Here is an 11,906-nt window from a genome sequence, read left to right on the forward strand (position 1 = left end):
GGACAACGCGAAGGACAGGAGGAGACATCATGCGTACCGGAATCTGGCTGGTGGGTGCCCGCGGCTCGGTGGCCACCACGACCGTCGTCGGTGCCGCCGCGCTGCGCGCCGGGCTGGTGCCGGCCACCGGCTGTGTGAGCACGCTGGAAGCCTTCGACGGCGTGCCGCTGCCAGGCTTCGACGAACTGGTCTTCGGCGGCCACGACGTCGTCGGCACCGGCCTGGTCAAACGGGCCGAGCAGCTCGCCGAGGCGGGCGTCGTGCCCCGCGGCCTGCCGGGTGTGCTGACCGCGGAACTCGACGCGGCCGACGCCGAGATCAGGCCCGCGCCGCCGGGCACGGAGGAGGGCGGCGCGGGCACCCCGGACCAGGCGTCGGCCGCCGAGGCGATCGTCGCCGACCTCACCGGATTCCGCGAGCGCCTCGGCCTGGACCGGGTCGTCGTCGTGAACGTCTCCTCCACCCAGCCGCCCGCCGTGCCGCAGCCGGCGCACGCCTCGGCGGCCGCGCTGCGCGAGGCGCTGGCGCGGGGCGAACGGCCGCTGCCCGTCAGCTCCCTGTACGCCTACGCCGCGCTGCGGGCCGGGTGCGCCTTCGTCGACTTCACCCCGTCGACGGGGGCGCGCCTGCCCGCACTGGACGAACTCGCCCGGGAACAGGGCCTGCCCTACGCCGGCAGCGACGGCAAGACCGGCGAGACCCTGGTCAAGTCGGTACTCGCGCCGATGTTCGCCCGCCGGGCGCTGCGGGTGCGCTCCTGGTCCGGCACCAATCTGCTGGGCGGCGGCGACGGGGCCACCCTCGCCGACCCGGAGCGGGTGGTCAGCAAGAACGCCTCCAAGGGGCTGGTGCTGGAGGCGGAACTGGGCCACGGCGTCGAGGGCGGCGTGCACATCCACCACGTTCCCGACCTCGGAGAGTGGAAGACCGCCTGGGACCACGTGACGTTCGAGGGTTTCCTCGGGGCCCGGATGACCCTGCAGTTCACCTGGCAGGGCTGCGACTCCTCGCTGGCCGCGCCGCTCGTGCTGGACCTGGCCCGGTTCATGGCCCTCGCGCACCGCGGGGGCGTCGCCGGGCCGGTGCCGGAGCTGGGCTTCTTCTTCAAGGACCCGGTGGGCTCCGCCGAGCACGACCTGGCCGCGCAGTACGCGAGCCTGGTCGGCTGGGCGCGCTCGGTGGGGGCGCCCGCGTGAGTGCGCTGCCGCGGGCGCACGACCTGGCCCGCCTGGTCCGGGCCCCGGCCGCGCTGTCGGTGCCCGGGGACGTCCTGGCCGGCGCGGCGGCCGCCCGGCGGCCGCTCGGCCCCGAGCTGCTCGGCATGACGGCGTCCTCGGTCTGCCTGTACTGGGCGGGGATGGCGCTCAACGACTACGCGGACCGCGACCTGGACGCCGTGGAGCGGCCCGAACGCCCGGTGCCCTCCGGGGCGGTGAGCCCGGCCGCGGCCCGCGCGGTCGGCTGCGGGCTCACCGCGGCCGGGCTCGGCCTCGCGGCGCTGGCCCGCGGCCGCCGGGGCCTGGCCACGGCGCTGCCCCTGGCCGGTGTCGTCTGGGCGTACGACCTCGTGCTCAAGCCCACTCCGGCCGGTGCCGCCGCGATGGCCGCGGCCCGCGCGCTGAACGTCCTGGGCGGCGCGGGACCCGGCGGACTGCGCCGGGCGCTGCCCGCGGCGGCCACCGTCGCCCTGCACACCGGCATGGTCACCCGGCTGAGCCGGTACGAGGTGAGCGGGGCGCCCCGCGCGGTGCCCCGGCAGTCGCTCGCCGTCGGCGGGGCGGTCGGGGCGGCCGTACTGCTGCGCGGCCGCGGCCGGCCGGCCCGGGACCGGGTCCTGGCCGCGGGCCTGACGGCCGTGTACGCGTACGGGGGTGCGGCGGCGCAGCTCGCGGCCGCCCGGAGTCCGGCCGCGCCGCAGGTACGGCGGGCGGTGGCGGCCGGCATCCACGCGCTGATCCCGCTCCAGGCGGCGCTGACCGCGACCGCCGGACGCGGCGCCGCCGGCGCCGCGCTGGCCTGCGCCCTCCCGTGGGCCCGACGACTCGGCAGAAAGGTGTCCCCCACATGAGCGCCGGCACGAGATTCGGGTACGGCACGAACGGCTTCGGCGACCACCCGCTGGAGGACGCCCTGGCCGTCCTCGCGGATCTGGGCTATGAGGGCGTCGGACTCACCCTGGACCCGCGGCACCTCGACCCGTTCGCCGACGACCTGCCGCACCGGCTGGGGCGGCTCGCGGCGCGGCTGGACCGGCTCGGGCTGGCCGTCGTCGTAGAGACCGGCGGGCGGTACGTGCTCGACCCCTGGCGCAAGCACCAGCCGGTGCTGATGTCCGCCGAGGGCGCCGAACGCCGGGTCGACCTGCTGCTGCGGGCCGTGCGGATCGCCGCCGACCTCGGCGCGCAGGCCGTGTCCTTCTGGAGCGGCGCGGCCCCCGCCGACACGCCCCGGCAGGTGGTCTGGGACCGGCTGCTGACCGGCTGCGGCACGGTCGTCGAGGCCGCCGCGCGGGCCGGGGTCGTACTGGGCTTCGAACCGGAGCCCGGCATGTTCGTGGACACCCTGGACGCCTACGACGAACTGTGCCGCAGGCTCGGCGGCCCGCACCCCCTCGGGCTGACCCTGGACGTCGGGCACTGCCGCTGCCTGGAGCCGCAGCCGGTGGCCGACTGCGTACGGCGGGTCGCCGGCCGGCTGGTCAACGTGCAGATCGAGGACATGCGCCGGGGCACCCACGAGCACCTGGAGTTCGGCAGTGGGGAGATCGACTTCCCGCCCGTGCTGTCCGCGCTGGCCGCCACCGGCTACCGCGGCCTGGTCTCGGTGGAGCTGCCGCGCCACAGCCACGCCGCCCCCGAAGTGGCCCGCCGGTCCCTGGACTTCCTGCGCGCGGCCGAGACCGACGCCCGCGCCGCGACCCGGGGAGCGGCCGCGTGATCCCCGGCGGCGACGGGACCCCGTTCCTGCCGGGCGCCCTCTCCGGCGCCCTGGACCGCGCGCTCGCCCCGGACGCCGCCGCCTGGCTGGAGCAGGCGTGCGCGGCGGTGCGGCGCGAGGCGGGCGAGGTCGACGGGAAGTTCGCGGCCGCCGCCCGTCGGTGCGGTCGGGGCGCGCTCGACGTCGGCGCGGAGGCGGGCACGGGCATGGGTACCGGCACGGGCGCGGGCGTGGGTACGGGTACGGGTACGGGCACGGGGCTGGGCACGGGGTGGAGCGTCGACGACGCCGTACGCGTGCTGCTGCTCGCCGCGCTTCCGGTGCGCGGTGCCGCGCTGGCGGACGTCGTCTCCCGGCTGTACCGGATCGGGGGCGGGCCCGAACGGCGGGCCGTCCTGCGGTCGCTGGCGGTGCTGGAGGCCGTGGGCGACCTCGGTGACCTGGGGCTGCCGCTGGTCGAGGACGCGCTGCGGTGCAACGACCCGAGGCTGATCGCCGCCGCCGTCGGCCCGTACGGCGCCCGCGGGCTCGGTGCGCACGCCTTCCGGCAGGCCGTCCTCAAGTGCGTGTTCGTCGGTGTCCCGCTGGACCTGGTGACCGCGCTGGACGAGCGCGCCGACGCGGAACTGGACCGGATGATGGCCGACTTCGCCGCCGAGCGGCGCGCCGCGGGACGGGCGGTCCCGCCCGACGTCGCCGCCTACCTGCACACCCACCGCGTATCCACGGAGGCCACGGCGTGACGCGCATCTTCGACCCGCACATCCACATGACGTCCCGCACCACCGACGACTACGAGGCGATGGCCGCCGCCGGGGTCCGGGCGCTGGTCGAACCCGCCTTCTGGCTGGGCCAGCCGCGCACCGGCGTCAGTTCGTTCACCGACTACTTCGACGCGCTGCTCGGCTGGGAGCCCTACCGGGCCGAGCAGTTCGGCATCCGCCACCACTGCGCGCTCGCCCTGAACCCCAAGGAGGCCAACGACCCCCGGCTGGCCGGGGTGCTCGACGTCCTGCCCGACTACCTGGTCCGGGACCGGGTGGTGGCGGTCGGCGAGGTCGGCTACGACGCGATGACGCCGCAGGAGGACAAGGCGTTCACCGCGCAGCTGGAACTCGCCGTGCGGCACGCCCTGCCCGTCCTGGTGCACACCCCGCACCGCGACAAGGCCAACGGCACCCGCCGCACCCTGGAGGTGGTCCGCGAGTCCGGCATCGACCCGGGCCTGGTCGTCGTCGACCACCTCAACGAGGTGACCGTGCGCGACGTCGCGGACAGCGGCTGCTGGATGGGCTTCTCGATCTACCCCGACACCAAGATGAGCGAGGACCGCATGGTCGCGCTGCTGCGCGAGTACGGCACCGCGCGGATCCTCGTCAACTCCGCCGCCGACTGGGGCCGCAGCGACCCGCTGAAGACCCGCAGCACCGCCGACGCCATGCGCGCCGCCGGCTTCGGCGAGGACGACGTCGACCAGGTGCTGTGGCGCAATCCGGTCGCCTTCTTCGGGCAGAGCGGGCGCCTCGAACTCGACGGCCCCGACGGCCGCGAGGGCGCCGAATCCCCCGGCGCCCGCGAGGAGTTCGAGGGCAGCTCGATCCGCCGCGGGGAGAGGTGACGGGCCGTGCGCCTGCGGCACCGCGACGGCACCACCGTCCACCTCGCCTACTGCACCAACGTCCACGCGGCCGAGGACCTCGACGGCGTCCTCGCCCAGCTGGCCCGCTACGGGGAGCCGGTGCGCGAACGGCTCGGCGCCGACCGGATCGGCCTCGGACTGTGGCTGGCGGCACCGGTCGTGACGGCCCTGGCCGCCGACCGGTCCGCGCTCGGCCTGCTCCGCAGGGAACTGGACCTGCGCGGCATCGAGGTCGTCACCCTCAACGCCTTCCCCTACGCGGGCTTCCACGCCCCGACCGTCAAGAAGGCCGTCTACCGGCCCGACTGGACCGAGCGGCCCCGCCTCGACCACACCCTGGCCTGCGCCCGCGTGCTGGCCGAACTGCTGCCGCCCGACGCCGCCCGCGGGTCGGTCTCCACGCTGCCGCTGGCCTGGCGCACCCCCTGGACCCCGCGCCGGGACGACCTCGCCCGGCGCCACCTCGACCTGCTCTCCCAGGGGCTGGCGGCGCTCGCCGCGGACACCGGGCGCAGCGTGCGCGTCGGGTTCGAACCCGAGCCCGGGTGCCTGATCGAGACGACCGGCCAGGCGGCGGCACGGCTCGCCGACGCGGACCGTGAACGGCTCGGCGTCTGCGTCGACACCTGCCACCTCGCCGTCGCCTTCGAGGAGCCGGGACCCGCGCTGACCCGGCTGGCCGCCACGCTGCCCGTCGTCAAGACCCAGGCGTCCTGCGCGGTGCACGCCGACCGGCCGGCCGATCCGGCGGCCCGCGCCGCGCTGGCCGCCTTCGCCGAGCGGCGGTTCCTGCACCAGACGCGGCAGGCCGCGCCGGGCGGGCCGCTGGCCGCCGACGACCTGCCCGAGGCGCTCCAGGGCGCGCTGTCCGGCGACGCGGCCTGGCGGGTCCACTACCACGTGCCCGTCCAGCGCGACCTGCCGCCGCCCCTGCGCAGTACCCGCCCCGAACTGGTGGCCGCGCTGACCACGCTGCTCGGCGGGCCGGCCGCGCTCACCGACCACGTGGAGGTCGAGACCTACACCTGGCCGGTGCTGCCCGGCGCACCCGACGGCGGCGGCCTGGTCGACGGCATCGCCGGTGAACTCGCCTGGACCCGCTCCACCCTGACCGCCCTCGGCCTGACGGAGGAGAGCACCCCGTGAAGCGCCTGCTCGTGCTGGACGTCGTGGGGCTCACCCCGCGCCTGCTGGCCCACATGCCCCGCCTGTCGGCGCTCCGCGACGCCGGGACCGGCGCCCGCCTGGACACCGTGCTGCCCGCCGTCACCTGCTCGGTGCAGTCCACGCTGCTGACCGGCCGGCCGCCCGCGGAGCACGGCGTCGTCGGCAACGGCTGGTACTTCCGCGACCTGGGCGAGGTGCTGCTGTGGCGGCAGCACAACCGGCTCGTCGGCGGCGAGAAGGTGTGGCAGGCGGCCCGCACGCAGCGCCCCGGCTACACCGTCGCCAACGTCTGCTGGTGGTACGCCATGGGCGCCGACGTCGACTGGACGGTGACACCCCGGCCGGTCTACTACGCCGACGGCCGCAAGGAGCCCGACTGCTACACCCACCCCGTCTCCCTCCACGACGAGCTGACCGGCCGCCTCGGGCCCTTCCCGCTCTTCCACTACTGGGGGCCCACCGCGGACCTCGCCTCCTCCCGCTGGATCGTCGACGCGGCCCGCCATCTGCACCGCACCCACCGGCCCGACCTGAACCTCGTCTACGTCCCGCACCTCGACTACGACCTCCAGCGCTTCGGCCCCGGCAGCCGCCGGGCCCGCCGGGCCGCCGCCGAACTGGACCGCACCCTGGCGCCGCTGCTCGACGAGGCCCGCCGCGACGGCGTCACCGTCGTGGTGCTGAGCGAGTACGGCATCACCCCGGTCAGCAGGCCCGTCGACATCAACCGGGCGCTGCGCCGGGCCGGGCTGCTGGCCGTGCACACCCAGGACGGCATGGAGTACCTGGACCCCTGGACGTCGAGGGCCTTCGCCGTCGCCGACCACCAGGTCGCCCACGTCTACGTGCGCGACGCCGCCGACCTGCCGCGTGTGGAGGAGCTGCTGCACGGCCTGGACGGTGTCGCCGAGGTGCTCGGCGAGGCCGGGAAGAAGGAACACGGCCTCGACCACGAGCGGGCCGGTGAACTCGTCGCCGTCGCCCGGCCCGAGGCCTGGTTCACCTACTACTACTGGCTGGACGACGCCCGCGCCCCGGACTTCGCCCGCACCGTCGAGATCCACCGCAAGCCCGGCTACGACCCGGCCGAGCTGGGCTTCGACCACCACGCCCCGGTGGCGGCCCGGCTCCGCGCGGCGGCGGCGCTGGCCCGCAAGAAGCTCGGTCTGCGCTACACCATGAACGTCGTCCCCCTGGACGGCTCCCGGGTCCGCGGCAGCCACGGACGCCTGCCCGGCCGCCCCGAGGACGCGCCGGTGCTCCTGGTCTCCGACCCGGACGCGCCGCTGGGGGAGTCCGTCGCCGCGACGGAGGTCAAGGACCTGCTGCTCTCCCTGGCCGGGATCTCTCCGGGACCTGCCCCCATGCTCACTCGATACGCGGCCGATAACGACGGCCCATAGCGTCCCGAGTACACACAAAACGACGGTGGACGGAGGCTCTGACCATGGCTGCGAATGCCGCGGGACCGGCGTCGCGCTACGACGTGACGCTGGATCAGTCGGACGCGGAACTCGTCGAGGAGATCGCCTGGAAACTCGCCACGCAGGCGACCGGGCGGCCCGACGACGCCGAGTGGGTCGAGGCGGCCAGGAACGCCTGGCACGCCTGGCCGGCGACCCTGCGCCGGGACCTCGCCGGATTCCGCCGGGACTCGGGACCGGACGGCGCGATGGTACTGCGCGGCCTGCCCGTCGACTCCATGGGGCTGCCGCCGACCCCGCGGGTCAACGGCTCCGTGCAGCGCGAGGCCTCGCTGGGCGCCGCCGTGCTGCTGATGACCGCCTGCGGGCTGGGCGACCCCGGCGCGTTCCGGCCGGAGAAGAACGGCGCCCTCGTGCAGGACGTCGTCCCCGTGCCGGGCATGGAGGAGTTCCAGGGCAACGCCGGTTCGACCCTGCTGACGTTCCACAACGAGAACGCCTTCCACGAGCACCGCCCCGACTTCGTGATGCTGCTGTGCCTGCGCGCCGACCCCACCGGCCGGGCGGGCCTGCGCACCGCGTGCGTGCGGCGGGTGCTGCCGCTGCTGTCCGAGCGCACCGTGGACGCACTGTGGGCACCGGAGTTCCGCACCGCGCCGCCGCCCTCCTTCCAGCTGAGCGGCCCCCAGGAGGCACCCGGACCGGTACTCCTCGGCGACCCCTCGGACCCCGACCTCCGGGTGGACCTGGCGGCCACCGAGCCGGTGACCGAGCGGGCCGCCGAGGCCCTGCGCGAACTCCAGGCCCGCTTCGACGCCACCGCCGTCACCCACCGCCTCCTGCCCGGGGAGCTGGCGATCGTCGACAACCGCGTCACCGTGCACGGCCGCACCGAGTTCACCCCCCGCTACGACGGCACCGACCGCTGGCTGCAGCGCACCTTCGTGCTCAGCGACCTGCGCCGCTCGCGCGCGCTGCGGCCGGCCGACGGCTACGTGCTCGGAGCGGCCCCGCAGCCCGCCTGACCGGCCAAGCCCCCGCAGTGAGACAGGAGTAGGAGTGCGATGACGAGCACGCAGACCAGGGAGCGACCGCCCGCCCGGGAGACCGGCGCGAAGAGCGCGCCGGAGCCCGGACCGCCCGCCCCGCCGGTCCGCAAGGTCGGGCTGCGCTCCCTGTTCCCGTATCTCCAGGGCTACTGGCCGACGCTGGGGATCGTCGCGGTGCTCTCCCTGGTCGTCACCCTGCTGACGCTCAGCCAGCCGGTGCTGACCCGGGACGTCCTGGCCGACATCGAGGCGGACAGGCCGGTCGGACGGCTGGTGGCCCTGCTCATCGGCGTCCTCGTGGTGGTGGCCGTACTCGGCGGGGTCCGCGACTACCTGCTCCAGCGGGCCGCCGAAGGGCTCGTGCTGACCGCCCGCCGCCGACTGGTGGCCCGGCTGCTGCGGCTGCCCATCACCGAGTACGACCAGCGCCGTACCGGCGACATGCTCTCCCGGGTCGGCGCCGACACCACCATGCTGCGCGCGGTGGTCACCTCCGGCCTCTTCGACACCGTGACCAACGTCGTCATGGTCGGCGGCTCCGCGCTCATGATGTGCCTGATCGACCCCACCCTGTTCGCGGCCACCGCCCTCGGTCTCGGACTCGGCGTCCTCGCGGTCGTCGGGCTCTCCCGGCGGGTGCGGGGCGCCTCCCGCGACGCCCAGGACCGGATCGGCGAGATGACGTCCGCCGTCGAGCGCGCCATCTCCGCGGTGCGCACCATCCGCGCCAGCGGCGCCGAGGAACGCGAGGGCAAGGCCGTCGACGGGTACGCGCAGCAGGCCTACCACGCCGGGATGCGCATCGCCCGGCTCCAGGCGATGATCAACCCGATCACCTCGACCACCATCCAGGTGGCGTTCCTCGTCGTCCTCGGCCTCGGCGGCGCCCGGGTGGCCAGCGGCGCCATCCAGGTCGGCGACATGGTCGCCTTCGTGCTCTTCCTGTTCATGCTGTGGTTCCCGCTCGGCCGTGCGCTGACCGCCTACTCCCGGCTCCAGTCCGGGCTCGGCGCCCTCCAGCGCATCGAGGAGATGGTGGACCTGCCGCAGGAGACCGACGCCGGAACGGGACCGCTCACGGTGCGCGAGCGCACCCGGCCCGGGACCGAGCCCGCCGACGCCGAACGACGGCCGCCCGCGATCGAGTTCGAGAACGTCAGCTTCGGCTACGCCGACGGTGAGACGGTCCTGCGGGACGTGTCCCTCACCGTCCCCCGCGGCACCCGCACCGCGCTGGTCGGCCCCTCCGGAGCGGGCAAGTCCACGCTGCTGTCGCTGGTGGAACGGTTCTACGACGTCACCTCCGGCACCGTCCGGGTCGGCGGCGCCGACGTACGCGACCTGCCGCGCCGCGAGCTGCGCGGACGCCTCGGCTACGTCGAGCAGTCGGCGCCGGTCCTCGCCGGGACCGTCCGCGACAACCTCTCCCTCGCCGCGCCCGACGCCACCGACGACGACATGCGGGAGGTGCTGCGTTCGGTCAACCTGATGGGCGTGATCGAGCGGGCGCCGCAGGGCCTGGACACCGAGGTCGGCGAGGGCGGCGTCCTGCTGTCCGGCGGCGAACGGCAGCGCCTGGCGCTGGCCCGCACCTTCCTGGCCGCGCCGCCGATCATGCTGCTCGACGAGGCGACCAGCAACCTGGACGCCCGCAACGAGGCCCTGATGCGGGAGGCCATCGGCACCGTCACCTCGGACCGGACGCTGCTCGTGGTCGCCCACCGGCTGTCCACCGTCGTGGACAGCGACCAGATCGTCGTCCTGGAGCACGGCCGGGTCGTCGCCGCGGGCCGGCACGAGGAGCTGACCGGCACCAGCCCCCTCTACCGGGAGCTGGCCAGCCACCAACTGCTCATCCAGTAGACCGCCTTCCCCCCCCACACGAAGGGGCCCCATACGAAGGGGCCTCCCGGCGCACTTCGCCGGGAGGCCCCTTCGTGCGCTCCGGGCCGGTCAGCCGGCCGTCGCCAGGGTCTGCCGGACCCGGTGCCGGGTCAGCTCCCAGGCGGCGTCGAGACCCACCGCCCGGGCCCGCGAGGCGTCGTCGGTGAACCGGCGGTGGGCGCGGCGCTCGCGGTACAGCAGCAGCGTCAGGTTGACCAGGAACGGCATCATCCCGTCCCGCTCGTCGGCGCGTTCGGCCACCTCCACCTCGACCCGGGCCCGGGCCCCGGGGACGTCGCCGAGCAGCATCCAGAGCTGGGCCAGGTCGAGTCCGGGCAGGTACAGGGCGCTGCTCGCCCAGTCGATCAGGACCTGCCGGCCCCGGCTGCGGACCACGTTGGCCAGCACCAGGTCGCCGTGACCGAACTCGCGCGGCGGGCCGGACAGTTCGAGGAGCCTGAGCAGGTCCGCCCAGTGCGCGTCGTCGAAGACGCCCTGGGCGTGCACCCCCTCCAGCATCCCCCGGTAGTCCACCGCCCACCCGTCGGCCGCCGCGGGCCGCCAGTGCCGCAGCCGCTCCACGGCCTCCAGCACCCCGGCCAGGTCCTCCCGGGACACCGGAGTGACCGGGAACCGGTCCGGCGCGAGCACCTCCCCGGTGAGCCGCTCCATGACCAGCACGGCCCGCTCCCGGTCGGAGGCGAACCGGCGCGGCACCAACACCGGCGGGGGCACCGCGTCGAACAGGTCGTAGGTGTCGATCTCGCGCAGGCACTGGCGCCGCCAGTCGGGCGTGCGCACCTTGGCCAGCGCCTCGACGCCGTCCAGCGAGCCGCCCACCACCAGCGAGGTGCGGCTGCGGTAGACGACCTCCCCGGGGGTGAAGCCGGGGCACACCTCACGGGCCAGCGCGATCAGCGGGCCGTCGGCGGGCGTCGGCGCACCGGTCTGGACATCGGGCTCGGTCTTCAACGGGTTCTCCTTCACCGGCGCAGGAATTCGACGAGGCTCTTGTTCACCGCGTCCGGCGACTCCAGGTAGCCGTAGTGCCCGCAGTCGGGCACCAGCTCGTACTCGGCGCCGGGGATCGCGTCGGCCACCTCCCGGCCCAGGTGGGGCGGGGCGATCAGGTCGTCCTGGAAGGCGACGACGCGGGTGGCGGCCCGGATGCCGCGGTAGGCCTCCCGCCGGTCGCCGTCCACCCGCACCCCGAGCTGGGCCCGGTGGCCCGCACCGGAGCGCCGGGTCAGTTCCAGCACGTCCAGCCAGTCGCGGGCCTGCGCGTCGTTGTCGAGGGTGCGCGGCGAGAGGTTCTGCATGGCCTGGACGACCGCCTCGTAGGCGGCGGGCAGCCGGATCTCCTGGTCGTACAGCTCCATCTCCGCTCGGCACAGCGCCTCGCGCAGCGCGTCCGGGCGGGCCCGGGTCGCCATCAGGACCATGCGGTCCACCAGGTCGGGCCGGGACAGGGCCAGCTCCTGGGCGATGTGCGCGCCCATCGAGATGCCGGCCACCCGGCAGGGCCCCAGCCGCAGTTCCTCCACCAGGGCCGCCGTGTCGGCGACCAGGTCGTCGATGCCGAAGCCCCCGGGGCACTCCTCGCTCGGCGCGATGCCCCGGTTGTCGAAGCTGATCACCCGGAATCCGGCGGCGACCAGCGCGGGCACCTGGTGCAGGTGCCAGGCCCGGCCGCTGCCGCCCGAGCCCATGACGAGCAGCACGGCGGGCGCGGCCTGCGCACCCGCCGGGGGCGCGTCGTCGTAGTAGTTGATCCTGATGCCGTTGACGGTGCGGACGGGCATGGCG

At 75.3% G+C, this 11,906-nt stretch carries 11 protein-coding genes; 9 read left to right on the forward strand and 2 right to left on the reverse strand.

What is annotated here, in order from left to right:
* The first annotated feature begins 29 nt into the window (after positions 1-29).
* Genes ACH4D3_RS38265 through ACH4D3_RS38305 form a run of 9 tightly spaced genes read left to right on the forward strand, consistent with a single transcriptional unit; the run spans position 30 to position 10,079 of the window.
* Complete coding sequence (locus ACH4D3_RS38265) at positions 30-1,196, forward strand: inositol-3-phosphate synthase (RefSeq protein WP_398332362.1); 1,167 nt, start codon at positions 30-32, stop codon at positions 1,194-1,196.
* A complete protein-coding gene (locus tag ACH4D3_RS38270) occupies positions 1,193-2,068 on the forward strand; it encodes an SCO3242 family prenyltransferase (protein ID WP_398332364.1) in 876 nt (291 codons plus the stop codon). Before ACH4D3_RS38265 ends, ACH4D3_RS38270 begins: the two co-directional genes overlap by 4 nt.
* On the forward strand, positions 2,065-2,937 hold the full coding sequence (locus tag ACH4D3_RS38275; RefSeq protein ID WP_398332366.1) for a sugar phosphate isomerase/epimerase family protein: 873 nt from the start codon (positions 2,065-2,067) through the stop codon (positions 2,935-2,937). Before ACH4D3_RS38270 ends, ACH4D3_RS38275 begins: the two co-directional genes overlap by 4 nt.
* A complete protein-coding gene (locus ACH4D3_RS38280) occupies positions 2,934-3,680 on the forward strand; it encodes an EboA domain-containing protein (RefSeq protein WP_398332368.1) in 747 nt (248 codons plus the stop codon). Before ACH4D3_RS38275 ends, ACH4D3_RS38280 begins: the two co-directional genes overlap by 4 nt.
* Positions 3,677-4,555, forward strand: coding sequence for a TatD family hydrolase (locus ACH4D3_RS38285; RefSeq protein ID WP_398332370.1), 879 nt, complete (start codon positions 3,677-3,679; stop codon positions 4,553-4,555). Before ACH4D3_RS38280 ends, ACH4D3_RS38285 begins: the two co-directional genes overlap by 4 nt.
* Before the next feature lie 6 nt (positions 4,556-4,561).
* Positions 4,562-5,722, forward strand: coding sequence for a metabolite traffic protein EboE (gene eboE, locus ACH4D3_RS38290; RefSeq protein WP_398332372.1), 1,161 nt, complete (start codon positions 4,562-4,564; stop codon positions 5,720-5,722).
* Entirely contained in the window at positions 5,719-7,146 is a 1,428-nt protein-coding gene (locus ACH4D3_RS38295) for an alkaline phosphatase family protein (RefSeq protein WP_398332374.1), read from the forward strand. Before eboE ends, ACH4D3_RS38295 begins: the two co-directional genes overlap by 4 nt.
* A gap of 44 nt (positions 7,147-7,190) precedes the next feature.
* Positions 7,191-8,192: an L-asparagine oxygenase gene (gene asnO, locus ACH4D3_RS38300; protein WP_398332376.1), complete on the forward strand. Its 1,002-nt coding sequence runs from the start codon at positions 7,191-7,193 to the stop codon at positions 8,190-8,192.
* Between the two features lie 39 nt (positions 8,193-8,231).
* The gene (locus ACH4D3_RS38305) at positions 8,232-10,079 is read left to right on the forward strand and encodes an ABC transporter ATP-binding protein (RefSeq protein ID WP_398332378.1); all 1,848 of its coding nucleotides are present in this window, start codon (positions 8,232-8,234) and stop codon (positions 10,077-10,079) included.
* A 90-nt stretch (positions 10,080-10,169) separates the two neighbouring features.
* On the opposite strand, the gene hasP is transcribed toward ACH4D3_RS38305, so the two are convergent.
* Both hasP and ACH4D3_RS38315 read right to left on the reverse strand, forming a co-directional pair.
* Positions 10,170-11,072 (reverse strand): 3-hydroxyasparagine phosphotransferase, encoded by a 903-nt coding sequence (hasP, locus tag ACH4D3_RS38310; RefSeq protein WP_398332380.1) that lies wholly within the window; start codon positions 11,070-11,072, stop codon positions 10,170-10,172.
* 11 nt (positions 11,073-11,083) lie between these two features.
* Positions 11,084-11,902 (reverse strand): alpha/beta fold hydrolase, encoded by an 819-nt coding sequence (locus ACH4D3_RS38315; protein WP_398332382.1) that lies wholly within the window; start codon positions 11,900-11,902, stop codon positions 11,084-11,086.
* Positions 11,903-11,906 lie beyond the last annotated feature (4 nt).

The sequence above is a fragment of the Streptomyces sp. NPDC018026 genome (genome assembly GCF_044327745.1).
Classification (GTDB): Bacteria; Actinomycetota; Actinomycetes; order Streptomycetales; family Streptomycetaceae; genus Streptomyces; species Streptomyces rubrogriseus.

What these genes read in the sequence shown, in the direction of transcription:
- ACH4D3_RS38305 (WP_398332378.1), top strand. Translation starts at nt 8,232, where the DNA reads ATGACGAGCACGCAGACCAGGGAGCGACCGCCCGCCCGGGAGACCGGC.
- ACH4D3_RS38265 (WP_398332362.1), top strand. Translation starts at nt 30, where the DNA reads ATGCGTACCGGAATCTGGCTGGTGGGTGCCCGCGGCTCGGTGGCCACC.
- ACH4D3_RS38275 (WP_398332366.1), top strand. Translation starts at nt 2,065, where the DNA reads ATGAGCGCCGGCACGAGATTCGGGTACGGCACGAACGGCTTCGGCGAC.
- ACH4D3_RS38315 (WP_398332382.1), bottom strand. Translation starts at nt 11,902, where the DNA reads ATGCCCGTCCGCACCGTCAACGGCATCAGGATCAACTACTACGACGAC.
- asnO (WP_398332376.1), top strand. Translation starts at nt 7,191, where the DNA reads ATGGCTGCGAATGCCGCGGGACCGGCGTCGCGCTACGACGTGACGCTG.